The following is a 26,790-nucleotide window of genomic DNA, read 5'->3' as shown; positions in this document are numbered from 1 at the left end:
CGTCCTCCACCTTGCGGAGTACGCCGGTCGGCGACGGATCGGCCCTTCGGTTGACCCCCGCACACTTCACGCTTCCCTACTCTGGGTTACGTGCAGCGCCTCTACGACTTCCTCCGCAGGCATCCCATGTGGGTCGACACCTTCTGGGCCGTCGTCCTGTTCGGGCTCGCCTGCGTGAGCGTGACCAGCGTCAACAGGGCGCCGGACCACCACGGATCCCGCACCGCCGGGCTGGCCGTCTCCGCCGTCCTGTGCGTGGTCGTCGCGCTGCGCCGCCGCTTTCCGGAGCCGATGCTGCTGCTGGCCGCCGCCTGCGGCCTCGCCCAGCTGATCCTGGACGTCGAGACGACCGTCGCCGACTTCGCCATGCTGGTGATCACGTACACGGTCGCCACGATGGGCGCCCGCTGGGCCTCGCGGTTCGCGCTGGGCATCAGCCTGTGCGCGGCGCCCCTGGCGCAGATGCGCTGGCCGGCCGAGCAGGACGGCGGCCTGGGCCGCATCGCGGTCGTGGTGTTCCAGACGGTGCCGTTCGCCCTCGCCTGGGTGCTCGGCGACTCCATGCGCACCCGCCGCGCCTACTTCGCGCAGTTGGAGGAGCGCGCCGCGCGCCTGGAGAAGGAGCGCGAGGCGCAGTCCAAGGTCGCGGTCGCCGCCGAACGCGCCCGGATCGCGCGCGAGCTGCACGACGTGGTCGCGCACAACGTGTCGGTGATGGTGGTGCAGGCCGACGGCGCCGCCTACGTCCTCGACTCCGCGCCCGACCAGGCGAAGAAGGCCCTGGAGACGATCTCCTCCACCGGCCGTCAGGCCCTCGCCGAGATGCGCCGCCTGCTGGGGGTGCTGCGCACCGGCGAGCACCAGGAGAGCGGCGAGTACGTCCCGCAGCCCGACGTCGAGCAGATCGACGACCTGGTCGAGCAGTGCCGCAGCTCCGGCCTGCCGGTCGACTTCAAGGTGGAGGGCACCCCGCGCCCGCTGCCCAGCGGCGTCGAACTCACCGCGTACCGGATCGTGCAGGAGGCGCTGACCAACACCCGTAAGCACGGCGGACCGGGCGCGGGCGCCAGCGTGCGGCTGGTCTACTTCGACGACGGGCTCGGCCTGCTCGTCGAGGACGACGGCAAGGGCGCCCCGCACGAGCTGTACGAGGAGGGCGGCGCCGACGGCCGGGGTCACGGCCTGATCGGCATGCGGGAGCGGGTCGGCATGGTCGGCGGCACCCTGGACGCGGGCCCGCGCCCCGGTGGAGGCTTCCGTATCAGCGCCCTGCTGCCCCTCAAACCGGCGCACTGACGCCGACGCACGCCCTTCGTTGACACCTGTCACGCCCGCGCACGACGCACATCTGCCCACGCCCCCTGCTGACGAACGGAAGAGGCCCCCCGATGACGATCCGCGTGATGCTCGTCGACGACCAGGTGCTGCTGCGCACCGGGTTCCGGATGGTGCTCGCCGCCCAGCCGGACATGGATGTCGTCGCGGAGGCGGGCGACGGCGTCGAGGCCCTCCAGGTGCTGCGCACCACCGCGGTCGACGTGATCCTGATGGACGTGCGCATGCCGAAGCTGGACGGCGTGGAGACCACCCGCCGCGTCTGCCTGGAACCCGACCCGCCGAAGGTGCTGATCCTGACCACCTTCGACCTCGACGCGTACGCGTTCTCCGGGCTCAAGGCGGGCGCCTCCGGCTTCATGCTCAAGGACGTGCCGCCCGCCGACCTGCTGGCCGCCATCCGCTCCGTGCACAGCGGCGACGCCGTCGTGGCGCCGTCCACCACCCGCCGGCTGCTGGACCGCTTCGCCCCCATGCTGCCCTCGGCCGGCAAGGAGCCGCAGCACAGGGAGCTGGAACGGCTCACCGACCGCGAGCGCGAGGTCATGGTGCTGGTCGCCCAGGGCCTGTCGAACGGCGAGATCGCCGCCCGGCTGGTGCTGTCCGAGGCGACCGTGAAGACCCACGTGGGCCGCATCCTGACCAAACTGGGACTCAGGGACCGGGTGCAGGTGGTGGTCCTGGCCTACGAGACGGGACTCGTACGGGCCCAGGGACACGGCTGACGGCGGCCGGGCGCGTCGGTAGGGTCGGCGCATGCTCCTGTGGGTCAACGGCCCCTTCGGGGGCGGAAAGACACAGACCGCGCACGAGATACGGCGGCGCCTGCCCGGCAGCGTCATCTGCGACCCCGAGCACGCCGGATTCGGCCTCCACCGCATGCTGCCGCCCGACCTCCGCGGAGACTTCCAGGACCTGGCGTCCTGGCGGCAGGGCGTCGTCGAGGTGCTCGACCTCGCCCTCACCCGGCACGAGGGCGTGGTCATCGCCCCCATGACCGTCACCGACTCCGGCCACTTCGCCGAGACCGTCGGCCGCCTGCGCGACCTCGGCCATGACGTACGGCACTTCACCCTGCTCGCCGAACGCGAGACCGTGCTGAAGCGGCTGCGGGAACGCGGCTTCGGCCATCTCCTGCGGTTCGCCGCCGGGAGGAACGCCGGGCCGGGCCGGGAGACCTGGGCGGTGAGCCGGCTCGACCACTGCCTGGAGCGGCTGCGGGAACCGGAGTTCGCCGAGCACCTGTGGACGGACCGGACCAGCGTCCCGAGGACGGCGGACCGCATCGCCGTCCTGGCCGGCCTCACCCTGCGCCCGAACCACGAAGGCGTGCTGCGGACCCGGATGCGGCAGGCGGGCGTGGGGCTGCGGCACATCCGGTTCGACTGAGAGCGCCGCCCCACGCACCCCGTGTCCTGCGGCTACCTCGCCTCCGGCAGCCGGGCCACGAAGTCCGCGACCGCCGCCTTCACGTCGGCGGCCGTCCAGTCCAGACCGGCGGCGCGGACGGAGACCTCCGTCCAGGCCAGCCCCGGCCCGCCGCGCAGCCAGCCGCCGGCGAACAGCAGTGTCCGCGTCTCCTCGGCCTGCCGCACCGCGGCCTCCGCCGGCACGTCGGGCTCGTACGGCAGCCACACCTGGAACTCGTGCGTGTGCGGCTCCTCGGGGTGCACCCGCGTCCAGGGCAGCCCGGCGTCGGCGAACCCCTCGCGCAGCGCGGCCGCCACCACGCGCGCGTGGCGCACGTACTCCGGCAGCCGGGGCAGCTCCCGCTCCAGCCCGACCAGCGCCGACAGCGCGGTGGGGAACTGCTGGAACACCGTGCCGCCGTACCGGTGGCGCCAGGTCTTCGCCTCCTCCACCAGGGTCCTCGGGCCGGCCAGCGCGGCGCCCGAGAAGCCGTCGAGGGACTTGTAGAACGACACGTAGACGCTGTCGGCGAGCTGGGCGATCTCCTCCAGGGAGCGGCCGAAGTGGACGGTGGTCTCCCACAGGCGCGCGCCGTCGAAGTGCACCACCGCGTCACGCTCCCGGGCCGCCGCCACGACCTCGGTGAGCTCCTCCCAGGTGGGCAGCACGAAACCGGCCTCCCTGAGCGGCAGCTCCAGCATCAGCGCGCCGAAGGGCTCCTCGCAGTCGCGTACCTCCGCGGCGGTGGGCAGCCGGGGCTCGTCGGTCACCCGGACCGGGCGCAGCCCGCTCACCGCGCTGAACGCGTGCCGCTCGTGCACCTCGGGGTGGGCCAGCGCGTGCAGGGCGACGGCGGGGTTGCCGGTGCGCCCCGCCCAGCAGCGCAGGGCCACCTGCTGGGCCATCGTGCCGGTCGGGAAGAACGCGGCGGCCTCGGTGCCCAGCAGCGTGGCGACCCGCTCCTCCAGGGCGGCCACGACCCCGTTGCCGTACATGTCCGCCGGCTCGTCCAGGTCGTACACCTCGGGCGCCGCCTCCAGCAGCCGTGCCAGCCGCTCCCTGACCGACGTCCGGTAGCCGCCGCGCGACAGCACCCGCCGCGACCGCCGGAACGCGGCGGTGCGCCGCTCCCGCAACCGCTCCTGCGCCGACTCCTGTCCGGCCTGCTCCCCGCTGCGCCGCGCGTCCTGCTCCGCCGTATCGCTCATGCCCCGGATCATGCCGTGCCCCGCCCTCCCCGGACACCGGATTTCCTGTCCCGCGGACCGGACGGAGGACCGTGCGGCACGACCGTGCCGTAGCCCACAGCCTGTGGACGACCGGCCGACCCCCGACCCGATCGCGTTAACATGACGAGAAATCGTCCGGTACCCAGAGCGGACTGGAACGGGAAGGCCGTCGTCGCGTGACCACAGTCCACCAGCAAGACTCCAAGGACCGCCCCGCGCGGCTCACCGTCGGTGTCGTCGGCGCCGGCCGGGTGGGTCCCGCGCTAGCCGCGTCGCTCCAGCTCGCCGGGCACCGCCCGGTCGCCGTCTCCGCCGTCTCCGACGCCTCCCGGCGGCGGGCCGAGCTGCTCCTGCCGGACGTGCCGGTCGTGCCGCCCGCCGAGGTCCTCCAGCGCGCCGACCTGGTCCTGCTGACCGTGCCGGACGACACCCTGCCGGGCCTCGTGTCCGGCCTCGCCGGGACCGGTGCCGTCCGCCCGGGGCAGCTGCTCGTGCACACTTCGGGGCGGTACGGCGCCAAGGTGCTCGACCCCGCCCTGCGCGCGGGCGCGCTGCCGCTGGCCCTGCACCCCGCGATGACCTTCACCGGCACCGCCGTCGACGTCCAGCGGCTCGCCGGCTGCTCCTTCGGCGTCACCGCGCCCGAGGAACTGCGGCTGGCCGCCGAGGCCCTCGTGATCGAGATGGGCGGCGAGCCCGAGTGGATCGCCGAGGAGAACCGCGCGCTCTACCACACCGCCCTCGCGCTGGGCGCCAACCACCTGGTCACGCTGGTCGCCCAGTCCATGGAGCTGTTGCGCACGGCCGGCGTCGAGGCCCCCGACCGGATGCTCGGCCCGCTGCTCGGCGCCGCCCTGGACAACGCCCTGCGCTCCGGCGACGCGGCACTGACCGGGCCCGTCGCGCGCGGGGACGCGGGCACCGTCGCCGCGCACGTCGCCGAACTGCGCGCGCACGCCCCGCAGACCGTCGCCGGCTATCTGGCGATGGCCCGCGCGACCGCCGACCGCGCGCTCACCCACGGACTGCTGAAGCCGGAACTGGCGCAGGATCTCCTCGGGGTGCTCGCCGACGGGGCCGCCGGGCCCGCGGCGTCCGGCGGAACCGACGGCACCGAGGGAGACGGCCGATGACCGGGAACGGAGACCTGCGATGACCACCGCCCTGCTGCGCACCGCCGACGAACTGCACGCGCGCGTGCGCCGGGGCCGCCGTGCCGTCGTGATGACCATGGGCGCCCTGCACGAGGGCCACGCCACGCTGATCCGCACCGCGCGGGAGATCGCCGGACCGGACGGCGAGGTCGTCGTCACCGTCTTCGTCAACCCGCTCCAGTTCGGCGCCGGCGAGGACCTCGACCGCTACCCGCGGACCCTCGACGCCGACCTCGAGCTCGCCGGCCGGTCCGGCGCGGACGCCGTGTTCGCGCCCACCGTGGACGAGGTCTACCCGGGCGGCGAACCCCAGGTGCGCGTCTCCGCGGGCCCGATGGGCGAGCGCCTGGAGGGCGGCTCCCGCCCCGGGCACTTCGACGGCATGCTCACGGTCGTCGCCAAGCTGCTGCACCTCACCCGCCCCGACGTCGCCCTGTACGGACAGAAGGACGCCCAGCAGCTGGCCCTGATCCGGCGCATGGTGCGGGACCTGAACTTCGGCGTGGAGATCGTCGGCGTACCGACCGTGCGGGAGGACGACGGCCTGGCCCTGTCCAGCCGCAACCGCTACCTCTCGCCCCGGGAGCGGCGCACGGCCCTCGCCCTGTCCCTGGCCCTGTTCGCGGGCCGCGACCGGCACGTCGCCCAGGAGGCGCTGCTCGCGCGGGCCCGTGAGGTGCCCGCCACGCACGCGCGTGCCGAGGCGCTCAGCGCCATAGGGGAGTCCCGCGCGGCGGCCGACGCGCACGCCGTCGCCAAAGCGGCCCCGGGCGGCCCGGCGGCCGTCCGCGCGGCGGCCCGCCAGGTCCTCGACGAGGCCTCCCGGCTCGACCCGCCGCTCGAGCTGGACTACCTCGCGCTCGTCGACCCCTCCGACTTCACCGAGATCGGCGACGACTTCACCGGCGAGGCCGTCCTCGCCGTCGCCGCCCGGGTCGGCACGACCCGGCTGATCGACAACCTCACCCTCACCTTCGGAACCCTCGGAGCCGCCTCGTGACCAGCACAGGCATAAGACTGCACGCGCCCGCCCCCGGGTGGTCCATCGCCGCGGACGTGGTCGTCGTCGGCTCCGGAGTGGCCGGCCTCACCGCGGCCCTGCGCTGCGAGGCCGCGGGCCTGACGACGGTCGTCGTCACCAAGGCCCGCCTCGACGACGGCTCCACCCGCTGGGCCCAGGGCGGCATCGCCGCGGCCCTGGGCGAGGGCGACACCCCCGAACAGCACCTCGACGACACCCTGGTGGCGGGCGCGGGCCTGTGCGACGAGGAGGCCGTACGGATCCTCGTCACCGAGGGCCCCGACGCCGTACGGCGGCTGATCTCCACCGGCGCGCACTTCGACACCGACGACGGGGGCGACATCCACCTCACCCGCGAGGGCGGCCACCACCGGCGCCGGATCGCGCACGCGGGCGGCGACGCCACCGGCGCGGAGGTCTCCCGGGCGCTGGTGGAGGCCGTGCACGCGCGCGGGGTGCGCACGATCGAGAACGCGCTCGTGCTGGACCTGCTGACCGACGCCGAGGGCCGTACGGCCGGCGTCACGCTGCACGTGATGGGCGAGGGCCAGCACGACGGCGTGGGCGCCGTGCACGCCCCCGCGGTGGTCCTCGCGACCGGCGGCATGGGCCAGGTGTTCTCCGCGACCACCAACCCGTCGGTGTCCACCGGCGACGGCGTGGCGCTGGCGCTGCGCGCCGGTGCGGAGGTCTCCGACCTGGAGTTCGTCCAGTTCCACCCGACCGTGCTGTTCCTCGGCCCGGAGGCGGAGGGGCAGCAGCCGCTCGTCTCCGAGGCGGTACGCGGCGAGGGCGCCCACCTGGTCGACGGCGACGGCGTGCGCTTCATGGTCGGGCAGCACGAGCTGGCCGAACTGGCGCCCCGGGACATCGTCGCCAAGGGCATCCTGCGGCGGATGCTGGAGCAGGGCGCCGAGCACATGTACCTCGACGCCCGGCACTTCGGGGCCGGCATGTGGGAGCACCGCTTCCCGACGATCCTGGCCGCCTGCCGCGCGAACGGCATCGACCCGGTCACCGAGCCCATCCCGATCGCCCCGGCCGCCCACTACGCCTCCGGAGGCGTGCGCACCGACTCCCGCGGCCGGACCACCGTCCCGGGCCTGTACGCGTGCGGCGAGGTGGCCTGCACCGGCGTGCACGGCGCCAACCGGCTCGCCTCCAACTCCCTCCTGGAGGGCCTGGTCTACGCCGAGCGCATCGCCGCCGACGTCGCCGCGAGCCACGCCGGCGACGGCCTCCACGCGCGCGTGCCCGCGCCCGTACCGGACCCGGAGCGGCCGGCGCACCCCCTGCTCGCCGCCGAGGCCCGCTTCGCCATCCAGCGGATCATGACCGAGGGCGCGGGCGTCCTGCGCTCGGCGCAGTCCCTCGCCCGGGCCGCCGACCAGCTCCAGCGGCTGCACTCCGAGGCCCGTGACGCCCTCGACGAGAACGGCAAGACCGCCGAGCCCGGCGTCGACACCTGGGAGGCCACCAACCTCCTGTGCGTGGCCCGCGCCCTGGTCACCGCCGCGCGGCTGCGCGAGGAGACCCGCGGCTGCCACTGGCGCGAGGACCGGGCCGAGCGCGACGACGCCACCTGGCGCCGCCACATCGTCGTACGGCTGAATCCCGACCGTTCCCTGGCCGTGCACACCACCGACACCGCAGACTTCCCCCCTACCCGGCAGCACCAGCGTCCCCAGGAGCAGTGAGTCACGTGAGCACCCCCGACCTTCCCCTCGCCCCGTCCGGCGGCTGCGGCGACGGCTGCGCCTGCGGCGCGGGCGGCGACGAGGGATACGACGACTACCTCGAGTGCGGGCTCGACCCCGCGCTCGCGCAGCTCCTCGCCGACGCCGGACTCGACCCGGTGGAGGTCGAGGACATCGCCAACGTGGCCATCCAGGAGGACCTGGCTCACGGCGTGGACGTGACCACGGTCGCGACCATCCCCGAGGACGCGGTGGCCACCGCCGACTTCACCGCGCGCGAGGCGGGCGTGGTGGCGGGCCTGCGGGTCGCCGAGGCCGTGGTCTCCGTGGTCTGCACGGACGAGTTCGAGGTCGAGCGGCACGTCGAGGACGGCGACCGGGTGGCGGCCGGGCAGAAGCTGCTGTCGGTCACCACCCGCACCCGTGACCTGCTGACCGCCGAGCGCAGCGCGCTGAACCTCCTGTGCCGCCTGTCGGGCATCGCGACCGCCACGCGCGCGTGGGCGGACGTACTGGAGGGCACCGGGGCCAAGGTGCGGGACACCCGCAAGACCACGCCGGGGCTCAGGGCGCTGGAGAAGTTCGCGGTGCGCTGCGGCGGGGGCGTCAACCACCGCATGTCACTGTCCGACGCGGCGCTGGTGAAGGACAACCACGTCGTCGCCGCGGGCGGCGTCGCGCAGGCCTTCAAGGCCGTGCGGGAGGCCTTCCCCGAGGTGCCGATCGAGGTCGAGGTCGACACCCTGCACCAGCTGCGCGAGGTCCTGGACGCGGGCGCCGACCTGATCCTGCTGGACAACTTCACGCCGCTGGAGTGCGAGGAGGCCGTGGCGCTCGTCGAGGGGCGGGCGCTGCTGGAGGCGTCGGGCCGGCTGACCCTGGACACCGCCCGCGCGTACGCCGAGACCGGCGTCGACTTCCTCGCCGTGGGGGCCCTGACCCACTCCTCGCCGATCCTGGACATCGGCCTGGACCTGCGCGAGGCGGAGTAACGGCCATGCTCCTCACGATCGACGTCGGCAACACGCACACGGTCCTCGGCCTGTTCGACGGCGAGGACATCGTCGAGCACTGGCGCATCTCCACGGACGCGCGCCGGACGGCCGACGAGCTGGCGGTGCTGCTGCAGGGTCTGATGGGCATGCACCCGCTGCTCGGCGACGAGCTCGGGGACGGCATCGACGGGATCGCGATCTGCGCGACCGTGCCGTCGGTGCTCCACGAGCTGCGTGAGGTGACGCGTCGGTACTACGGGGACGTGCCGGCGGTACTGGTCGAGCCCGGTGTGAAGACGGGGGTGCCGATCCTCACCGACAACCCCAAGGAGGTCGGGGCGGACCGGATCATCAACGCGGTGGCCGCCGTCGAGCTGTACGGGGGGCCGGCGATCGTCGTGGACTTCGGTACGGCGACGACGTTCGACGCGGTGTCCGCGCGCGGGGAGTACGTGGGCGGGGTCATCGCGCCGGGCATCGAGATCTCGGTCGAGGCGCTGGGCGTCAAGGGAGCACAGCTCCGCAAGATCGAGGTGGCCCGGCCGCGCAGCGTCATCGGCAAGAACACGGTCGAGGCGATGCAGGCCGGGATCGTGTTCGGGTTCGCGGGGCAGGTCGACGGGGTCGTCAGCCGGATGGCGCGGGAGCTGGCCGCCGATCCGGACGACGTGACCGTGATCGCGACGGGTGGGCTGGCGCCCATGGTGCTGGGGGAGTCCTCGGTGATCGACGAGCATGAGCCGTGGCTGACGCTGGTGGGGCTGCGGTTGGTGTACGAGCGGAACGTGTCCCGCATGTGAGGACGGGCGCGCGGGGCCGAGCGTTTCCTCACCCCCGCCGCCCCGGCCCCTTCCCCTCCCCAGGGGCTGCGCCCCTTCGGCCCCGCCAGGGCTGCGCCCTGAAACCACGGTGAGGCTGCATCCATGGACCCGCCGGGGGCTGCACGCCCGAATCCCGGGGCCGCGCCCCCCGGCGGGATCTGCGGTCCTGGTGGGTACGGATCGGCGGCTCCGACCGGGTGAGAGGCGCGCCGTGGGGCAGGGTTGTGTCGAATTTGTCTGATTAGCGCGTATCGTCGGCGCATGCCCACGCCATACGGAACCCGCGGCGGCATGGCGTTCGGTGTGGAGGAGCTGCGTGTGCTCCGCCGCGCTCTCGCCCTCGCCCTTCATCCCGGCCCGGCCTCGGCCGAGGACGTGCAGGAGTGTTTCCGGCTTGCCGAGTCGCTCGACGAGGCGATGCGTGAGGGGGCCAGGCTGCGCGCCTTCGTGCTGGCCGACCTGGCCAGGTACCGGGCCGCGCTGCCCGGGACGGCCGCCGGTTATCTGGCGCTCCTTCAGGAGGCGCTGCGCGCGGGGCACCGGCCCACGGCCGACGATCTGGCCGCGCTGGGGGCCCTGCGCGGGAACCCGGCCGCGGCGGCCCTGCTCGAGCGGTGCCAGGGGGGTCGCGCCCGGGCCGCCGGGACCGTACCGGCCTGCCGCACGGGGGGCGACAAGCCCGCGGAGAAGCCGGGGGAGAAGCCGGCCGAGAAGCCCGCCGAGCCGGTCGCGCCCCGGCCGTCCCGGCCCATTCCGACCCCGGGTGAGGTCTTCCCGCGCCGCAAGCCGGCCCCGCCGGCCGAGGAGCCGTCCCAGCGGCTCGCCGCCGTCTGAGCGCACCCCTGCCGGTCCGGGTGGACCCCCGTGGCTACTCTGGAGCCATGGACTACGTCTCCGCGCTCGTGCCCCCGGTCGTCATGGCCGTCTTCTTCATCGGTGTGGTCAGGGTGATCGTGAAGACCCAGGGCGGCGCCGCCAAGGCCAAGGAGGACGCGGCCGTCGACGCCGCGCTCGCCCGTACGGAGGGTGCCCGCCAGGCCTCCGTCGGCACCGACGTCTGAGGACGGCTGAGGGCGCCCGAGAAGGCCGGGACCGCCCGACGGGGCACGGTGTACGCCCTTTTCGTCCCTGTTCGCACCGAAAGCGCACGTTCGGCACGCCATTGCCGGGATCTCCCACTATTGTTCTGAGGTGTGCCCCGGCCATTGGGAGAACTCGAAGACGCGGTCATGACGCGGGTGTGGAAGTGGAACCGCCCGGTGACCGTTCGGGAAGTCCTGGAAGACCTTCAGCGGGAACGGTCCATCGCGTACACCACGGTCATGACCGTTTTGGACAATCTCCATCAGAAGGGCTGGGTGCGCCGCGAGGCGGAAGGCCGGGCCTATCGATATGAGGCCGTCTCCACCCGCGCCGCCTACGCCGCCGCACTGATGAACGAGGCCTGGTCGCAGAGCGACAACCAGGCCGCCGCTCTCGTCGCGTTCTTCGGGATGATGAGCGAGGAACAGCGCCAGGCCCTCAGTGACGCCGTGCGCATCGTCCAGGGCCCGGCGGATAGCCCTCCGGCGGATACCGGCGCCGATACCGGCCGCCATACCGGCGACGAGAACCCCGGCTCGGCACCGGAGCACGGCGGGCGATAGCGTCCGCTCATGTCAGCAGAGCGCCCCGAAGTCACCGCAAAAGCCATCACCGTCCGGCGGGCGAGGACCAGCGATGTGCCGGCCGTGCGCCGTCTCCTCGACGTGTACGTCCGTGACCGCATCCTGCTCGACAAAGCGACCGTGACGCTTTACGAGGACATCCAGGAGTTCTGGGTCGCCGAACGCGACGACAACGCCGAGGTGGTCGGCTGCGGCGCGCTGCACGTGATGTGGGAAGACCTCGCGGAGGTCCGCACTCTCGCGGTGAAGCCCGGCCTGAAGGGCGCCGGTGTCGGCCACCGGTTGCTGGAGAAGTTGGTCGAGACCGCCCGCTGGCTCGGCGTTCGCCGCGTTTTCTGCCTGACCTTCGAAGTGGACTTCTTCGGGAAGCACGGCTTCGTGGAGATCGGCGAGACGCCCGTCGACACCGATGTCTACGCGGAGCTGTTGCGTTCCTATGACGAGGGCGTCGCGGAGTTCCTCGGTCTCGAACGAGTGAAACCGAACACCTTGGGCAACAGCCGGATGCTTCTGCATCTGTGATCATCGGGCATTGCCCGCGCTCCCTATGTCCGAAACGCGCATGTTTCCGGTCGTGAGCGGTCCCTGAGTCTCTCCCGGGGGTTTGTGTTTTTCCGGCAAAAGCGGTTTGCTTTCCGGTGTACTGCAGTACTGCATATAACAGGGGGACGGCGAAACGGCGGGCGCCGCACACCCCCGGCCCTCACGTTATCGATGAAAGGAAATCCGGTGGCACAGAAGGTTCAGGTCCTTCTTGTCGACGACCTCGACGGCGGCGAGGCGGACGAGACCGTCACGTTCGCCCTGGACGGCAAGACGTACGAGATCGATCTCACGACTGCCAACGCGGACAAGCTGCGCGGACTTCTCGAGCCCTATGTGAAGGGCGGTCGTCGTACCGGAGGCCGTTCCGCGGGCGGGCGTGGAAAGGCCCGTTCGGCGTCCGGCGGCAGCCAGGACACCGCGCAGATCCGTGCCTGGGCGAAGGAGAACGGCTACGAGGTCAATGACCGCGGCCGGGTCCCCGCGACCATCCGCGAGGCCTACGAGAAGGCCAACGGCTGAGCGCACGCGCGCCGCAGTCGGACCCGGTGGCAGTGTGTCGCCACCGTGTCCACCAGCCGTACGAGATCGGGGGCGTCCGCGCCGCCCCCCAGAGCCGACAGCGTCGGCAGCGAAGCCTCGACCTCGCACCCCGGCTCTGGGGGCCGCAGCCACACGGCGGCCCCCTCGAGGACGGCCGGTACGGCGGGAACACCGGAGCCGCCCGGGGGGAACGGCCGGACTCCGGTGGAGGCCCGCTCGGGGGGCAGGGGCGCCTCCACGCACCCCTTCGCGCCGAGCGCCACCAGGTCCAGCGCCAGGGATCCCCACTCCAGCCAGTCCAGCAGCCCCGGTAGCTCCTCGGCGCTGCCCGCGGCCACCAGCAGTCGCATCCGGTCCCCTTGCACGGCCACCGGAGAGCCCGGCCCCAGGCGCCCGAGCGCGGCCGCGCCCGCCTCGGCCGGGACGTCCAGGACGTCGAAGCGCAGGCCGGTGACGAGCCGTACCGGCGACCCCGGCACCGTGGCCCACCCCAGCTCGTTCTCGTACCAGTGCCGGATTCCGGCGTTCGAGTCGAGCGGTCGCCGAGGGAGGGGGACCATGGGGACCACGGGGGCAGTGCCAACCATGACAAGAGCAACAGCCGAAACAGGCTCCGAGTTACGCTTGGTGCACGACCTGTCGCGCACGGTGTCCGGACAGCGGGCGCTCGAGGGGTGCGAAGGGGCACGAGGTTGTTCGCCCATAGCGGAGCGAACCGGTGCGCGCGGCATGGACTGTCAGCGCGTGCGGGTAAGACATCCCTAGTGGGAGGGGGCGACGCGCAGGACGGGCTTGTCTCACGTTCGCCATCGGCGTACTGACGACAGGGGTAACTGTCTGGCCTGCGGGAACATCGTCTCGCACCATCGGGTTGGAGCAGATGTCGGCGTCACGGGTCAGGAGGCCATCGACGGTGTCGGCAGTTGGAATGAGCGGTCCCCGCTTGCGGGACTAAGCTGCGGAAGGACAGGGAGGGGAAGTTCCCCCCACTGCCTGACCGCTCTGAGGAGCGATTAACGATGTTCGAGAGGTTCACCGACCGCGCGCGGCGGGTTGTCGTCCTGGCTCAGGAAGAAGCCCGGATGCTCAACCACAACTACATCGGCACCGAGCACATCCTCCTGGGCCTGATCCACGAGGGTGAGGGTGTCGCCGCCAAGGCCCTTGAGAGCCTCGGGATTTCGCTCGAGGCGGTCCGCCAGCAGGTGGAGGAGATCATCGGCCAGGGCCAGCAGGCCCCGTCCGGGCACATCCCCTTCACCCCCCGTGCCAAGAAGGTCCTGGAGCTGTCGCTCCGCGAGGCCCTTCAGCTGGGCCACAACTACATCGGCACGGAGCACATCCTGCTCGGCCTGATCCGTGAGGGCGAGGGCGTCGCCGCCCAGGTCCTGGTCAAGCTGGGCGCTGATCTCAACCGGGTGCGGCAGCAGGTCATCCAGCTGCTCTCCGGTTACCAGGGCAAGGAGACCGCCACCGCCGGCGGGCCTGCCGAGGGCACGCCCTCGACGTCCCTGGTCCTCGACCAGTTCGGCCGGAACCTCACCCAGGCCGCTCGTGAGTCCAAGCTCGACCCGGTCATCGGGCGCGAGAAGGAGATCGAGCGGGTCATGCAGGTGCTGTCCCGCCGCACCAAGAACAACCCGGTGCTGATCGGTGAGCCCGGCGTCGGCAAGACCGCCGTCGTCGAGGGCCTCGCCCAGGCCATCGTCAAGGGCGAGGTGCCCGAGACCCTCAAGGACAAGCACCTCTACACCCTGGACCTCGGCGCCCTGGTCGCCGGCTCCCGCTACCGCGGTGACTTCGAGGAGCGCCTGAAGAAGGTGCTCAAGGAGATCCGCACCCGCGGCGACATCATCCTCTTCATCGACGAGCTGCACACGCTGGTCGGTGCGGGTGCCGCCGAGGGCGCCATCGACGCCGCTTCGATCCTGAAGCCGATGCTGGCCCGCGGTGAGCTCCAGACCATCGGTGCGACCACGCTGGACGAGTACCGCAAGCACCTGGAGAAGGACGCGGCCCTGGAGCGCCGCTTCCAGCCCATCCAGGTCGCGGAGCCGTCGCTGCCGCACACGATCGAGATCCTCAAGGGCCTGCGCGACCGGTACGAGGCGCACCACCGCGTCTCCATCACCGACGAGGCGCTGGTCCAGGCCGCCACCCTGGCCGACCGGTACATCTCGGACCGCTTCCTGCCGGACAAGGCGATCGACCTGATCGACGAGGCCGGCTCCCGGATGCGCATCCGCCGGATGACCGCGCCGCCGGACCTGCGCGAGTTCGACGAGAAGATCGCCGGCGTGCGCCGCGACAAGGAGTCCGCGATCGACTCGCAGGACTTCGAGAAGGCCGCCTCCCTGCGCGACAAGGAGAAGCAGCTCCTGGCCGCCAAGGCCAAGCGGGAGAAGGAGTGGAAGGCCGGCGACATGGACGTCGTCGCCGAGGTCGACGGCGAGCTGATCGCCGAGGTCCTCGCCACGGCGACGGGCATCCCCGTCTTCAAGCTCACGGAGGAGGAGTCCTCCCGCCTGCTCCGCATGGAGGAAGAGCTCCACAAGCGGGTCATCGGCCAGAACGACGCCGTCAAGGCCCTGTCGAAGGCGATCCGCCGCACGCGCGCCGGTCTGAAGGACCCGAAGCGTCCGGGTGGCTCGTTCATCTTCGCCGGCCCTTCCGGTGTCGGTAAGACCGAGCTGTCCAAGGCGCTCGCCGAATTCCTCTTCGGTGACGAGGACGCGCTGATCTCCCTCGACATGTCGGAGTTCAGCGAGAAGCACACGGTCTCGCGGCTCTTCGGCTCGCCCCCCGGCTACGTGGGCTACGAAGAGGGCGGCCAGCTGACCGAGAAGGTCCGCCGCAAGCCGTTCTCGGTGGTCCTCTTCGACGAGGTCGAAAAGGCTCACCCGGACATCTTCAACAGCCTCCTGCAGATCCTGGAGGACGGTCGCCTGACCGACTCCCAGGGCCGGGTCGTGGACTTCAAGAACACGGTCATCATCATGACGACCAACCTCGGCACCCGGGACATCTCCAAGGGCTTCAACCTGGGCTTCGCGGCCTCGGGTGACACGAAGACCAACTACGAGCGCATGAAGAACAAGGTGTCGGACGAGCTCAAGCAGCACTTCCGTCCCGAGTTCCTCAACCGCGTCGACGACGTGGTCGTCTTCCCGCAGCTCACGCAGGAGGACATCCTGCGGATCGTCGACCTGATGATCGGCAAGGTGGACGAGCGCCTGAAGGACCGGGACATGGGCATCGAGCTCTCCCAGTCCGCCAAGGAGCTGCTGTCCAAGAAGGGCTACGACCCCGTGCTGGGCGCCCGGCCGCTGCGCCGCACGATCCAGCGCGAGATCGAGGACTCGCTGTCGGAGAAGATCCTCTTCGGTGAGCTGCGCCCCGGTCACATCGTGGTCGTGGACACCGAGGGCGAGGGCGAGAACAAGACCTTCACCTTCCGCGGCGAGGAGAAGTCGTCCCTGCCGGACGTCCCGCCGATCGAGCAGGCGGCCGGCGGCGCCGGGCCGAACCTGAGCAAGGACGCGTGACCGCTCCGCTCGGCTGCAAGACCCGAAGGGGGCTGCCCCGGGACCTTCCGTCCCGGGGCAGCCCCCTTTCGCGATGCCTGTTCGGGCTTTAAGGACAGCTGCCCGTCGTAGTCCGGCAGTTTGAACGTCTTCTCGGCGTGGCCGCCTGAGAGGTCGGTGGGGCTGTTGCCGATGTTCGCGATGATCGTGTAGCCGTCGTTCTCGATGTCGACGCGCTGGGCCGTCTTGTAGGCGGCGACGTCCTTGAAGAGGTCGAGCAGGCCGCGGACGTAGAGCCCGGAGACTTCGTAGCCGTCGTGCTCGAGGTTGTACTCGGTGGCGGCCTTGATGATGCCGGGCGGGCGGTGACGAAGAAGAGGGAGACGCCGTGCTCCTGGGCGTACTCGGCGACGTTCAGCACGGGCTTGTTGGCCGGGGAAGTCGGCCACGCATCACGTGAGGGCCGCCCACCACCACGCGCAGGGCGGCCTCGCGGACGATGGCGTGGAGGCGGGGCGGGCGCCCCCGGGTGAGGACGCGCGGGCGCATGAGCCGGAACCGCACCAGCGTGTCGATCTCGCTCGGCGTGGCATGGTGTGTGGTTCCGGCTCGACAGCGGTCGGGTGCCGCCCTGTTGGCCTGCGGCCGACGCGTAACGCGAGTCACATTCGGGGGCGCGTGGACCTCGGGAGGCGGTGACATGCCGCACAGGCGATATGTCCGGTACTAGTGGAGATAGTGGTACTTGACAGGGGAGTGAAGGCGGCCTGTCGGCCCGCTTTTCGCCTGTCAAGGCCGGGTGGCGATTCAGTGGCGCTTACTACCTATGGCCGTAGATTGCCCGTTTTGGGGGGAATGGGGTCGGGCTGTACCAAGGGATGGCGCCGCCCCGGACGTCAGTCGCGTCGGGTGGCATCCCCGTCCCCGAACCCCTGAGGTCTCGATGTTCCAGCGCGTCCCGTTCCGCTTCGCCCGTACCTCCCTGCTGCGCACCCGTGCCGCCGCCCTGGCCGCAGGCGTGGGCGCGTCGGCCGTACTCGGGGCCGGAGTCGCGAGCGCCGCCGCCCCGCACACCGCCCCGCAGGCCGCGACGGCCGCCGCCGCCAAGCCTGTGGCCGCCAAGCCGGCCAAGCCTGCCGCCGCCTGGGTCGACCCGGTGAAGCGGTACGAGCTGTCCGCGGGCTTCAACCAGGCCGGCAGTCACTGGGCTCACAAGCACAGCGGTCAGGACTTCGCCGTGCCGTCCGGCACGGACGTCGTCGCCGCGCACGGCGGCACCGTGGTCAAGGCCGGCGGCAACGGCGCCGGCGACGGGCCCGCCTACGGCAACGCCATCGTCATCAGGCACGCCGACGGCCAGTACTCGCAGTACGCCCACCTGTCGCGGATCGACGTCAGGATCGGCCAGGCCGTCCGTACCGGCCAGCACATAGCCAAGTCCGGCAACACCGGCAACTCCACCGGTCCGCACCTGCACTTCGAGATCCGCAAGACCCCGAACTACGGCTCCGCGATCGACCCGGTCCCCTTCCTGCGGGCCATGGGTGTGGTCGTCTAACTCCCCGCCCCCCGGGCGCCCTCGTGCGCCTGCGTGACCAGGTCCACGGCGACCTCGAGAACGGCCTCGCGCCTCTTCTCGGGGTCGCCTTCGACGTCCTGCATGATGAACATGCCCGCGTGCAGCGTGAACAGGGCGCTGACGCAGCGCACCTGGTCGACGAGGGCCGAGTCCGGGTCGATGATGATGTCGCGCAGGCCGCGCATGCGGTCCTTGAAGGTGTCGCCGATGCGCAGTTCCCGTACCGTCGCCTGGTTCTCCTGCATGAAGCGGAAGAGCGGCTCGGCGCCGGCCAGTGCCTGGCTGTAGCGCCGTACGATCTCCTGCTTCGTCTCCAGGGTGTGCGGTTGCCGCGCGCCCCACTCGATCAGTTCCTGGATCGGCTGCGTCAGATCCTCGAAGAGACTGACGATGATCTCTTCCTTGGTCTTGAAGTGGTAGTAGAGCGCCGCCTTGGTGACGTCCAGGTGCTCGGCGATCTCGCGCAGGGACGTCTTCTCGTAGCCCTGCTCGGCGAAGAGTTCGAGGGCCACGTCCTGGATGCGCTGGCGGGTGTTGCCGCGGCGCTGATGCTTGGTGCCGTCCATGGTGACGCCCATCCTCGTACTCCTCGCGCTCCCGCGGAAACTTACTTGACGCCCGGCTAGTGACATCGCTACCTTCCCAGTGTAAGCAACTAGCCGGTCGGCAAGTAAGTGGCGGGCCCTGGGGGAGCGGGAAAGATGGCGGACACAGAGAGCGCACCGAGCGTGGAAAGCAGTGACACCGGGGGCAAGAAGCCCCGGAGCGTGCGGGTCGTCCTGCTCGCGCTGATGATCGCGATGATGCTCGCGATGCTGGACAACATGATCGTGGGCACCGCGATGCCGACGATCGTGGGCGAGCTGGGCGGCCTGGAGCACCTGTCCTGGGTGGTGACCGGCTACACCCTGGCGACCGCCGCGGCGACCCCGATCTGGGGCAAGCTCGGCGACATGTTCGGCCGCAAGGCCACCTTCCTCACCTCGATAGTGATCTTCCTGGCCGGGTCCGCGCTCAGCGGCATGGCCCAGAACATGGGTGAGCTCATCGGGTTCCGGGCCGTTCAGGGGCTCGGAGCCGGTGGCCTGATGGTCGGCGTCATGGCGATCATCGGTGATCTGATTCCGCCCCGTGAGCGCGGCAAGTACCAGGGCATGATGGCCGGCGTGATGGCGCTGGCGATGATCGGCGGCCCGCTGGTCGGCGGCACGATCACCGACAACTGGGGCTGGCGCTGGGCCTTCTACATCAACCTGCCGCTGGGCGCCGTGGCCCTCGCGCTGGTCACCGCCGTGCTGCACCTGCCCAAGAAGCGCTCCAAGGCCCGCATCGACTACCTGGGCGCCGCCCTGCTGACCATCGGCATCACCTCGATCGTGCTGGTCACCACCTGGGGCGGCACGGAGTACGCGTGGACCTCCGCGCGGATCATGGAGCTGATCGGCATCGGTGTCGCCGCGCTGGTCGGGTTCGTGTTCTGGCAGACCCGGGCCGCCGAGCCGGTCGTGCCGCTGCACATCTTCCGCAGCCGCAACTTCACCCTGATGTCGGTCATCGGCTTCATCACCGGCTTCGTGATGTTCGGCGCCACGCTCTTCCTGCCGCTGTACCAGCAGTCCGTGCAGGGCGCGTCCGCGACCAACTCCGGGCTGCTGCTCCTGCCGATGCTCGGCGCGATGCTGGTGACCTCGATGGTCGCCGGGCGGGTCACCACCAGCAGCGGGCGCTACAAGGTCTTCCCGATCGCCGGCGGCGTCCTGATGATCACCGGGCTGTACCTGCTGTCGACGATGGACACAGAGACCTCCCGGCTCACCTCCGGGGTGTTCATGGCCGTCCTCGGCCTCGGCATGGGCTGCCTGATGCAGATCACCATGCTGGTCGCGCAGAACAGCGTGCAGATGAAGGACATGGGCGTGGCCTCCTCGTCCACCACCCTCTTCCGTACCCTCGGCTCCTCCTTCGGCGTCGCCATCATGGGCGCGCTGTTCAACAACCGGGTCCAGCACGTCATGGCGGAGCGGGCCGGCTCGCTCGGCTCCAAGATCACCGAGCAGTCCGCGCAGCTCGACGCGGCCAGCCTGGCGAAGCTGCCGGCGGCGGCGCGGGAGGCGTACCAGCACGCGGTCTCCGCCGGTACGCACTCGGCGTTCGTGCTGGGCACGTTCGTCGCGGTGATCGTGCTGGTGGCGGCCTTCTTCGTCAAGGAGGTCCCGCTCAAGGGCGCACCGCAGAAGCCGGAGGGCGGCCCGGCGGACGACGTCGACGCGGCACCGGCGCCGGTCATCGAGGCCGTCTGACCGGAACGTGAGCCGAAGGGCCCCGGAGAGTGTCCGGATGCTGTTGGTCAATCCGGGGCCCGGTGGCGTGGCGGCCGGAGGGCTACGGCAGCATCGGGTAGCTGCCCGTGGCCGTCGGCGCGTGTTCGGGGAGCCAGAGCACCGCCACCGCCCCCTCCGCCGGCACGTGCTCGGGCGCGCCCGTGGGCCGGATGTTGCGGAAGGTCAGGCGGGCGCCCAGCACCCGGGCCTGGCCCGCGGCGATGGTCAGGCCGAGGCCGTGGCCCTGGCCGGCGCGGTCCTTGCTGCCGGTGCGGAAGCGGCTCGGCCCCTCGGCGAGCAGTTCCTCGGGGAAACCGCGGCCGTGGTCGCGGACCCGGATGACCCGGCCCTCGACGCTGACCTCGATGGGCGGCCTGCCGTGCCGGGCGGCGTTGGCCAGGAGGTTGATCAGCACCCGCTCCAGCCGCCGCGGGTCGGTCGTCACCTCCGACTCGTGGACCACACGCACGACGACGTCCGGGTCCTTGGCGGCCACCCGCCGGGTCACGAACTCGCCCAGCATGATGTCCTGCAGCTCGGCCCGTTCGGAGGCGCTGTCGAGCCGGGCGACCTCCAGGACGTCCTCGACGAGGGTGCGCATGGCCTTGGCGCGGTCGAGCACCAGCTCGGTCGGCCGGCCGGGCGGCAGCAGCTCGGCCGCCGTCAGCAGCCCCGTCACCGGGGTGCGCAGCTCGTGCGCGATGTCGGCGGTGACCCGGCGCTCCGCCTCCAGCCGCTGCTGCAGCGCGTCCGCCATCGCGTCCACCGCGCGGGCGAGGTCGTCGGTCTCGTCCCGTACGACGCCGCCGATGGCGTCCCGCACCCGGACGTCCGGCTCGCCCTGGGCGACCTGGTTCGCCGCGGCCGCCGCCTTGCGCAGCCGGCCGGAGAGCTGGCCGCCGATGAGCACACCGAGCGCGCTGCCGCCCAGTACGACCGCGATGGACCCGATGACCAGGGCCTGGTCGAGGTCCTTCATCACGTCGGTGCTGCGGTCGGTGAAACGGGTGTGCAGGGACAGCACGTGACCGTCCTTCATCGGCACGGCCGCCCAGATGTCCGGCGCGTTGCCCCCGCGGTCCGTCACGAAGGTGGCCCGGCGGCCGTCCTCGACCTTCTCCCGCAGCGCCGGCGGCAGCTTCGGATCGTCGATCCCGGCACCCGGGAAGTTGATGTGCCGGTTCAGCACGTAGTTCCGCTCGGGGATCTGGAGCCGCTCCAGGGCGAGGTCGCGCGCGTTGTCCAGCATCGACACCCGGGCCGCGTTGTGCACGACCAGGCTGAGCGCGATCGCCACCAGCGCGCCGACCAGCGCGATCGCCGCGCTGAGCTTCCATCTGAGCCCCGTGCGCAGACTCGCACGCTCCACGCGCCCCCTGACCCGGTGCCGAATGATCCCCCGCATGCCCCTGCCCCGCTCAGGCCTTCAGCTTGTAACCGAAGCCGCGGACCGTCTCGATCCGGTCCTGGCCGATCTTCGTCCGCAGCCGCTGCACATGGACGTCGACGACCCTCGTGTCCCCGCCCCAGCCGTAGTCCCACACGCGCTCCAGCAGCCTGTCGCGCGAGAGCACCGTCCCCGGCGCCGAGGAGAACTCGAGCAGCAGCCGCATCTCGGTCGGGGTGAGCGCCACCGGCTGACCCGCCCGGCGCACCTCCATGCCCTCGGTGTCGATCTCCAGCTCACCGAAGGTCAGCGGCCCGCCGTCGACCGGGGAACCGTGGTCGTCCCCCCGGTCCCCGCCGGCGTGTCCGAACCGGCGCAGCACCGCGCGGATGCGGGCGACCAGCACGGCACCGTCGAACGGCTTGGTCACGTAGTCGTCGGCGCCCGCCTCCAGGCCCAGCACGACGTCGATGGAGTCGGCGCGCGCCGACAGCATGATCACCGGCACCGTCGACTCGTCGCGGATGCGGCGGCACAGACTGACCCCGTCCAGGCCCGGGACCATCACGTCCAGCAGCGCGATGTCCGGACGGTCCGCCCGGAACGCCGCCAGGCCCGACAACCCGTCGGGCCTGGCGGTCACCGCGAAGCCGTCCCGCTCCAGGGCGAGCTGGGTGGCCTCGCGGATGACATCGTCGTCCTCGACGAACAGGACGTGGGTCTGGTCTGCCATCCCGGTGCTCTCAGTCCTCAGATGAAGGTCGTGCTCTCGAACAGGTGACGCAGCGCGTGGCTGAGCGGTTCACTCAGGTTCCCGGCACCGGCGTCGCGTCGCCCCCGACCGCGTTGCCGTAGTCGGTGTGGTGGAAGTCCTCCTGCACGAAGCGCCCCGCGGCCCAGCTGTACGTGACCACGTTCTCGCCGGACGGGTTCGCCACCCGGTCGCCCTTCTCGTACACCTGCTTGGTGACCATCAGGTCGCCCCGGTCGATCTCCGCGTACACCGGGGACTCCTCGGTCCTGAACACATTCTCGTACGTGCCGCTGCGCGCGCGGTACACATACGCCCCCAGGCCCACCGCGTCACCGCAGGTCAGGACGTTGACGACGACGTCGTCGACGGTGCCGCCGGTCAGGTTGCCGTAGGTCACGTCGACCGGGTAGTCGTCGCCGGAGCACGGTTTGAGGTCCCGCTTGACCGTTTCGGAGACCTGCGGGTCGTCCTTGACCAGCGCGACCGCGTCCACCCGCCGGAAGGTCTCGGAGGGGCTGGGCGCCGGGGCCCGCGCGGCCCCGGCACCGGCCACCGAGTCGGCGTGCGCCGGGCCCTCGTCCCGGGTTCCGGTGCCGCCGGTGGCGCAGGCTGCGGCGAAAAGGCCGAGGGCGGCGAGCACGGCCGTCGCCGTGATCGCCGCCTGCGAGCTCAGTCGGGCCCAGCTGGGCCCGGCCCCGGTCAGGCCGCGCAACGCTCCCGCTCCTCACGCTCCAGCGCACGTGCGTCCAGATCGCGGGCCTCCAGCTCCTCGCGGAGCCGGGCGAGCGCCCGGTGCAGCGTGCTCTTGACCGTTCCGGCCGACATGCCGAGGGCCGCGGCGGTCTCCTCCGTGGACATCTGCTCCCAGTGTCGCAGCACGACGACGCTGCGCTGCTTCGGTGCGAGCACCTTCATGATGTCCATCAGCAGGGCCCGGTCCGCGTGCTGCTCGGTGGCGTCGTCCACACAGGCGTCCGGCAGCTGCTCGGTGGGGACCTCCTCCAGCTTCCGCGCCCGCCACCACTCGGTCCGCGTGTTGATCATCACCCGGCGCAGATAGGCGTCCGCGAGCCGCTTGTCCGCGATGCCCTCCCAGCGGCCGTACGTCCGGACCAGCGCGGTCTGCAGCAGGTCCTGGGCGTCGACCGGGTCCGGCACCAGCCGGCGGGCACTGCGCAGCAGCGCGTCCTGCCGGGTACGGACGTACTCCTCGAACTCGAGCACCTCGCCCTGCGCCATGATCAACCGCCTCCGTTCCCCGTTTTTCTCCGGCTCGTGCCAGTCGTGCCCGTGGTCGTGCCGGGCACAGGGAAGAAGCTACGGAGCTGTTGTCACGGGGCTGTCCGAAGCAGCCTGCGGCCAGCACTCGGCTGTCCGTCGGTTGTGTAACGGAAATGAGTCCGGGGTGAAGAGGCGGGTCAAAAAGCCGCGGTACAGGGTGATGTGACGGCCAGGAGCATCCGTTACGGAGCCCCCGGTCCTGTGATGTGACTGTGCGTCAGCCCAGCGGCAGCCGGTACAGCCCACCCGGCAGCGGCTCCACGAGACCGTCCGCGACGAGACCGTCCAGGGCGCGCGCCCGCTGCACCGGCTCGTGCCACACCCGGTCCAGCACCGCCTGCGGCACCGGCACGTGCGCCTCGCGCAGTACGGCCAGCAGCTTGCCGCGGACCTGCCGGTCGGTACCGGCGTACGTCTGGCCGCGGCGCGGCGGCCCGACGTGCTCCGGCTTGCCCGCGAGCCGCCAGGCACACTGCGCCGCGATCGGGCAGCGGTGGCAGCCCTCGTTCTTCGCCGTGCACACCAGCGCGCCCAGCTCCATGGAGGCCGCGGCCCAGCGGGCGGCCGTCCCCTCGTCCTGGGGCAGCAGGGAGCGGGCGAGCTTGCGCTCGGCCGCCGTCGTGGCGTTCGGCGGGTACTGCACCCCCGTGACCGCGCGGGCGAGGACCCGGCGGACGTTGGTGTCCAGCACCGCGTGCCGCTGCCCGTACGCGAAGGAGGCCACCGCCGCCGCCGTGTACTCGCCGATGCCGGGCAGCGCGAGCAGCTGCGCGTGGTCCGTCGGTACGTCCCCGCCGTGCCGCTCTGTTATGGCGACCGCGGCACCGTGCAGCCGCAGGGCGCGGCGCGGGTAGCCGAGCCGGCCCCAGGCGCGGACCGCCTCACCGGGGGCCTCCTTGGCGAGGTCCGCCGGGCGGGGCCAGCGGGACAGCCACTCCTCGTACACCGGCAGCACACGGCTGACCGGGGTCTGCTGGAGCATGAACTCGCTGACCATCACCCCCCACGGCCCCGCCTCCGGGCGGCGCCAGGGGAGGTCGCGGGCGTGGGCGTCGAACCAGGCGATCACGGGGGCGTGAAGCTTCTCAGTCATGGCACCTCCGATCCTGCCACGGCTCGGTTCCGTCCGGTCCGCGGCTTGCCCCGGGCGGGGCGCGCGGGTTGACGGCGGCGGGGAGCGGGCGGCGGGGAGCGGGCGGCGGGTAAGGGCCGGTGTGCGGGCGGATTCGGAACGGGAGCCCCTGTGCGGGCAGTTACCGAAATGATGATCCGGAAAAGTTGTGTTCCGGGCGGCGGGTGAGGAGAGCAAGCGCCGCGATCTCTCGTACAGTTTGCGACGTGGGATCTCTGCGCAATCCGGTCGGGCCGCTTCCCTCCTCCATCTACTGGCGACGGAGGGTCGTACTGGTGTCGGTGGCTGCCCTGTTGGCGCTGCTGGTCACCTGGATAGTCACCTCGGGCGGCTCCGGCGGCAAGAACCACGCCGGAGGGTCCGACGGCAAGAATCCCGTGCCCTCGATCACCCCGGGACCGTCCGACTCGGGACCGGCGATCAGCCAGCACCCGGGCGGGCGTGACGAGCCGAGCAGCGGGGACACCGGGAGCGGCGGGTCGGGCGGCTCCGGTGGATCGTCCGGCTCGGGGGACGGCACGGTGGACGGCACCGGGTCAGAGGGATCCGGCACTTCGGGCGGGAACGGTTCTTCGGGCTCCGGTTCCGGTACCGGTTCCGGCTCTGGTTCCGGCGGTGTCGGCGTCGGCGCGGGGGACGCGCTTCCGGCGTCCTCGGCCCTGCCCAACTGCACTGCCGGAGCGGTCACGTTGAACCTGCGCAGCGTCCACAACACCTACTCGCCCGGTCAGACCCCCGCCTTCGAAGTCACCGCGAAGAACACCGCCGGGAGCGACTGCAAGATCGACCTCGGCCCCAAGAAGGCCGTGCTGACCATCACGCAGGCCGACGACAGCGACGACTACTGGTCGTCCGCCGACTGCCCCAAGGGCGCGGCCGGTCTGGTCTTCCGGGTGCCGGCGGGCAGCGCCATCACCTACACCGTCAAGTGGGACCGCAAGCCGAGCGCCCCGGAGTGCGCGACGCCACCGGCGGGGTCGGCGAAGGCCGGAACGTATCTGGTGGAGGCCAAGGCGCCCGGGTTCGCCGCGGCGCAGACGTCGTTCGTGCTGTCGGCCGACTAGACGAGTCACACCTCGGCGCCAGGGGCTCCGCCCCCGGACCCCCTGCCGGGCCCCCGGCCGGGACCCGCTGCCGGCCTGAACGGCCTCGCCCCCGGTCGCGGACGGGCTCGATGATCCGCGCGCTCAGACGTGATGATCCATGATCCGCGTGTCAGACGTAACGCTCGAGGATCGACGACTCCGCCAGTCGCGACAGACCCTCCCGCACGCTGCGGGCCCGGGCCTCGCCCACACCGTCCACGGTCTGGAGGTCGTCCACGCTCGCGGCGAGCAGCTTCTGCAGTCCGCCGAAGTGCTCCACGAGCCGGTCGATGATCGCGCGGGGCAGCCGCGGCACCTTGGCCAGCAGCCGGAAGCCGCGGGGTGACACCGCGGAGTCCAGTGTCTCGGGCGAGCCGGTGTAGCCGAGCGCGCGGGCGACCGTGGGCATCTCGAGCAGCTCCGCGTGCGAGAGGGCGTCCAGTTCGTGGAGTGCCTCGTCGACCGTGCGGGAGCGCTTGGCGGTGGGCTCCGGGACGTAGTCCCGTACGACCAGTTCGCGCTCCGGCTCCACGCCCGCGATCAACTCGTCGAGCTGGAGGGCGAGGAGCCGCCCGTCGGTGCCCAGTTCGACCACGTATTCGGCGATTTCGGTGGCGATGCGGCGCACCATCTCCAGGCGCTGCGCGACGGCGGAGACGTCCCGGACCGTCACCAGGTCCTCGATCTCCAGTGCCGACAGCGTGCCCGCGACCTCGTCCAGGCGGAGCTTGTACCGCTCCAGCGTGGCCAGGGCCTGGTTCGCGCGGGAGAGGATCGCCGCGGAGTCCTCCAGCACGCGCCGCTGCCCGTCCACGTACAGGGCGATCAGCCGCATCGACTGGGAGACGGAGACGACCGGGAAGCCGACCTGCTTGCTGACCCGGTCCGCCGTGCGGTGCCGGGTGCCCGTCTCCTCCGTCGGGATCGTCGCGTCCGGCACGAACTGCACGCCCGCCCTGAGGATCTTCGACAGGTCGGAGGAGAGCACGATGCCGCCGTCGAGTTTGCACAGCTCACGCAGCCGCGTCGCCGTGAACTCGACATCCAGCACGAAACCGCCCGTGCACATGGCCTCGACCGTCTTGTCGGAGCCGAGCACGATGAGTCCGCCGGTGTTGCCGCGCAGCACGCGCTCGAGGCCGTCGCGCAGGGCCGTACCGGGCGCCACGGCGCTCAACGAGGCGCGCATCAGGCGATCGGCACCGGAACTCCCACCGGACTTTCCGGGAGCTGCCGCCCGGTCGTTGGCTGCCACTGCACTCCTCCGGTCGCAGGTTCTTGGGCGCTCCCGTTTCGCGCACTCGGTTCGTAC

The 26,790-nt window shown here is 71.7% G+C and carries 27 protein-coding genes and 1 pseudogene; 17 read left to right on the top strand and 11 right to left on the bottom strand.

Annotated elements, in window-relative coordinates:
- Positions 1 to 90 precede the first annotated feature (90 nt).
- The 3 genes from ABZX30_RS17385 to ABZX30_RS17375 all read left to right on the top strand — a co-directional run bounded on the left by ABZX30_RS17385 (position 91) and on the right by ABZX30_RS17375 (position 2,724).
- Positions 91 to 1,296, top strand: coding sequence for a sensor histidine kinase (locus tag ABZX30_RS17385; RefSeq protein WP_355934293.1), 1,206 nt, complete (start codon positions 91 to 93; stop codon positions 1,294 to 1,296).
- A gap of 92 nt (positions 1,297 to 1,388) precedes the next feature.
- Positions 1,389 to 2,060, top strand: coding sequence for a response regulator transcription factor (locus ABZX30_RS17380; protein WP_355934291.1), 672 nt, complete (start codon positions 1,389 to 1,391; stop codon positions 2,058 to 2,060).
- A gap of 31 nt (positions 2,061 to 2,091) precedes the next feature.
- Positions 2,092 to 2,724, top strand: a complete 633-nt coding sequence (locus tag ABZX30_RS17375; protein WP_355934290.1) for an AAA family ATPase — start codon at positions 2,092 to 2,094, stop codon at positions 2,722 to 2,724.
- Positions 2,725 to 2,756: 32 nt separating this feature from the next.
- On the opposite strand, the gene ABZX30_RS17370 is transcribed toward ABZX30_RS17375, so the two are convergent.
- Entirely contained in the window at positions 2,757 to 3,953 is a 1,197-nt protein-coding gene (locus ABZX30_RS17370; protein WP_355934288.1) for a beta-eliminating lyase-related protein, read from the bottom strand.
- Positions 3,954 to 4,150: 197 nt separating this feature from the next.
- Between ABZX30_RS17370 and ABZX30_RS17365 the strand changes: the two genes are divergently transcribed.
- From ABZX30_RS17365 to ABZX30_RS17320, 10 genes are all read left to right on the top strand, one after another.
- Positions 4,151 to 5,107 carry a DUF2520 domain-containing protein gene (locus ABZX30_RS17365; protein ID WP_355934287.1) on the top strand — a complete coding sequence of 319 codons (957 nt, stop codon included), beginning with the start codon at positions 4,151 to 4,153 and terminating at the stop codon, positions 5,105 to 5,107.
- A gap of 19 nt (positions 5,108 to 5,126) precedes the next feature.
- The gene (gene panC, locus ABZX30_RS17360; RefSeq protein WP_355934286.1) at positions 5,127 to 6,128 is read left to right on the top strand and encodes a pantoate--beta-alanine ligase; all 1,002 of its coding nucleotides are present in this window, start codon (positions 5,127 to 5,129) and stop codon (positions 6,126 to 6,128) included.
- Positions 6,125 to 7,846: an L-aspartate oxidase gene (locus tag ABZX30_RS17355; RefSeq protein ID WP_355934284.1), complete on the top strand. Its 1,722-nt coding sequence runs from the start codon at positions 6,125 to 6,127 to the stop codon at positions 7,844 to 7,846. The genes panC and ABZX30_RS17355 overlap by 4 nt, the downstream gene beginning before the upstream one ends.
- Positions 7,847 to 7,851: 5 nt before the next feature.
- Positions 7,852 to 8,838: a carboxylating nicotinate-nucleotide diphosphorylase gene (gene nadC / locus ABZX30_RS17350; RefSeq protein WP_355934282.1), complete on the top strand. Its 987-nt coding sequence runs from the start codon at positions 7,852 to 7,854 to the stop codon at positions 8,836 to 8,838.
- Between the two features lie 5 nt (positions 8,839 to 8,843).
- Positions 8,844 to 9,641: a type III pantothenate kinase gene (locus tag ABZX30_RS17345; protein ID WP_355934281.1), complete on the top strand. Its 798-nt coding sequence runs from the start codon at positions 8,844 to 8,846 to the stop codon at positions 9,639 to 9,641.
- 312 nt (positions 9,642 to 9,953) lie between these two features.
- On the top strand, positions 9,954 to 10,496 hold the full coding sequence (locus tag ABZX30_RS17340) for a hypothetical protein (protein ID WP_355934352.1): 543 nt from the start codon (positions 9,954 to 9,956) through the stop codon (positions 10,494 to 10,496).
- Positions 10,497 to 10,543: 47 nt separating this feature from the next.
- Positions 10,544 to 10,723, top strand: coding sequence for a hypothetical protein (locus ABZX30_RS17335; protein WP_355934279.1), 180 nt, complete (start codon positions 10,544 to 10,546; stop codon positions 10,721 to 10,723).
- 144 nt (positions 10,724 to 10,867) lie between these two features.
- Positions 10,868 to 11,308, top strand: coding sequence for a BlaI/MecI/CopY family transcriptional regulator (locus ABZX30_RS17330; RefSeq protein ID WP_355934277.1), 441 nt, complete (start codon positions 10,868 to 10,870; stop codon positions 11,306 to 11,308).
- Positions 11,309 to 11,317: 9 nt separating this feature from the next.
- Entirely contained in the window at positions 11,318 to 11,851 is a 534-nt protein-coding gene (locus ABZX30_RS17325) for an amino-acid N-acetyltransferase (RefSeq protein ID WP_355934275.1), read from the top strand.
- A gap of 207 nt (positions 11,852 to 12,058) precedes the next feature.
- Entirely contained in the window at positions 12,059 to 12,394 is a 336-nt protein-coding gene (locus ABZX30_RS17320; protein ID WP_355934274.1) for an Lsr2 family protein, read from the top strand.
- On the opposite strand, the gene ABZX30_RS17315 is transcribed toward ABZX30_RS17320, so the two are convergent.
- A complete protein-coding gene (locus ABZX30_RS17315; RefSeq protein WP_355934272.1) occupies positions 12,373 to 12,975 on the bottom strand; it encodes an SCO3374 family protein in 603 nt (200 codons plus the stop codon). The genes ABZX30_RS17320 and ABZX30_RS17315 overlap by 22 nt on opposite strands.
- Before the next feature lie 459 nt (positions 12,976 to 13,434).
- Between ABZX30_RS17315 and ABZX30_RS17310 the strand changes: the two genes are divergently transcribed.
- Complete coding sequence (locus ABZX30_RS17310; protein WP_355934270.1) at positions 13,435 to 15,960, top strand: ATP-dependent Clp protease ATP-binding subunit; 2,526 nt, start codon at positions 13,435 to 13,437, stop codon at positions 15,958 to 15,960.
- A 92-nt stretch (positions 15,961 to 16,052) separates the two neighbouring features.
- Here the strand turns inward: ABZX30_RS17310 and ABZX30_RS17305 are convergent.
- Positions 16,053 to 16,378: pseudogene (locus tag ABZX30_RS17305) on the bottom strand (HAD family acid phosphatase); the annotation flags it as partial.
- Complete coding sequence (locus tag ABZX30_RS17300; RefSeq protein ID WP_355934351.1) at positions 16,354 to 16,488, bottom strand: Scr1 family TA system antitoxin-like transcriptional regulator; 135 nt, start codon at positions 16,486 to 16,488, stop codon at positions 16,354 to 16,356. The gene ABZX30_RS17300 and the pseudogene ABZX30_RS17305, both read right to left, overlap by 25 nt.
- Before the next feature lie 394 nt (positions 16,489 to 16,882).
- Here ABZX30_RS17300 and ABZX30_RS17295 point away from each other — a divergent pair, with 394 nt between their 5' ends.
- Positions 16,883 to 17,497, top strand: a complete 615-nt coding sequence (locus tag ABZX30_RS17295; protein ID WP_355934269.1) for a M23 family metallopeptidase — start codon at positions 16,883 to 16,885, stop codon at positions 17,495 to 17,497.
- Here the strand turns inward: ABZX30_RS17295 and ABZX30_RS17290 are convergent.
- Positions 17,494 to 18,096: a TetR/AcrR family transcriptional regulator gene (locus ABZX30_RS17290; protein ID WP_355934267.1), complete on the bottom strand. Its 603-nt coding sequence runs from the start codon at positions 18,094 to 18,096 to the stop codon at positions 17,494 to 17,496. The genes ABZX30_RS17295 and ABZX30_RS17290 overlap by 4 nt on opposite strands.
- Positions 18,097 to 18,219: 123 nt before the next feature.
- Between ABZX30_RS17290 and ABZX30_RS17285 the strand changes: the two genes are divergently transcribed.
- Positions 18,220 to 19,818 (top strand): MDR family MFS transporter, encoded by a 1,599-nt coding sequence (locus ABZX30_RS17285; protein WP_355934265.1) that lies wholly within the window; start codon positions 18,220 to 18,222, stop codon positions 19,816 to 19,818.
- 82 nt (positions 19,819 to 19,900) lie between these two features.
- Here ABZX30_RS17285 and cseC read toward each other — a convergent pair whose 3' ends face one another.
- The 5 genes from cseC to ABZX30_RS17260 form a co-directional block, all read right to left on the bottom strand.
- Positions 19,901 to 21,244: a two-component system sensor histidine kinase CseC gene (gene cseC, locus ABZX30_RS17280; RefSeq protein ID WP_355934264.1), complete on the bottom strand. Its 1,344-nt coding sequence runs from the start codon at positions 21,242 to 21,244 to the stop codon at positions 19,901 to 19,903.
- Between the two features lie 13 nt (positions 21,245 to 21,257).
- A complete protein-coding gene (gene cseB, locus ABZX30_RS17275; RefSeq protein WP_355934263.1) occupies positions 21,258 to 21,959 on the bottom strand; it encodes a two-component system response regulator CseB in 702 nt (233 codons plus the stop codon).
- Positions 21,960 to 22,032: 73 nt separating this feature from the next.
- Positions 22,033 to 22,692 (bottom strand): hypothetical protein, encoded by a 660-nt coding sequence (locus ABZX30_RS17270; RefSeq protein WP_355934261.1) that lies wholly within the window; start codon positions 22,690 to 22,692, stop codon positions 22,033 to 22,035.
- Positions 22,680 to 23,219: a SigE family RNA polymerase sigma factor gene (locus tag ABZX30_RS17265; RefSeq protein WP_263211134.1), complete on the bottom strand. Its 540-nt coding sequence runs from the start codon at positions 23,217 to 23,219 to the stop codon at positions 22,680 to 22,682. The genes ABZX30_RS17270 and ABZX30_RS17265 overlap by 13 nt, the downstream gene beginning before the upstream one ends.
- Before the next feature lie 259 nt (positions 23,220 to 23,478).
- Positions 23,479 to 24,354: an A/G-specific adenine glycosylase gene (locus tag ABZX30_RS17260; RefSeq protein ID WP_355934259.1), complete on the bottom strand. Its 876-nt coding sequence runs from the start codon at positions 24,352 to 24,354 to the stop codon at positions 23,479 to 23,481.
- Between the two features lie 245 nt (positions 24,355 to 24,599).
- Between ABZX30_RS17260 and ABZX30_RS17255 the strand changes: the two genes are divergently transcribed.
- Entirely contained in the window at positions 24,600 to 25,457 is an 858-nt protein-coding gene (locus ABZX30_RS17255) for a hypothetical protein (protein WP_355934257.1), read from the top strand.
- 151 nt (positions 25,458 to 25,608) lie between these two features.
- Here the strand turns inward: ABZX30_RS17255 and disA are convergent, their stop codons facing one another.
- Entirely contained in the window at positions 25,609 to 26,733 is a 1,125-nt protein-coding gene (disA, locus tag ABZX30_RS17250; protein WP_355934255.1) for a DNA integrity scanning diadenylate cyclase DisA, read from the bottom strand.
- Positions 26,734 to 26,790: the final 57 nt, after the last annotated feature.

Source organism: Streptomyces sp. NPDC004542 (genome assembly GCF_040610035.1).
GTDB lineage: Bacteria > Actinomycetota > Actinomycetes > Streptomycetales > Streptomycetaceae > Streptomyces.
This window is presented reverse-complemented; position numbering and strand designations above follow the sequence as displayed.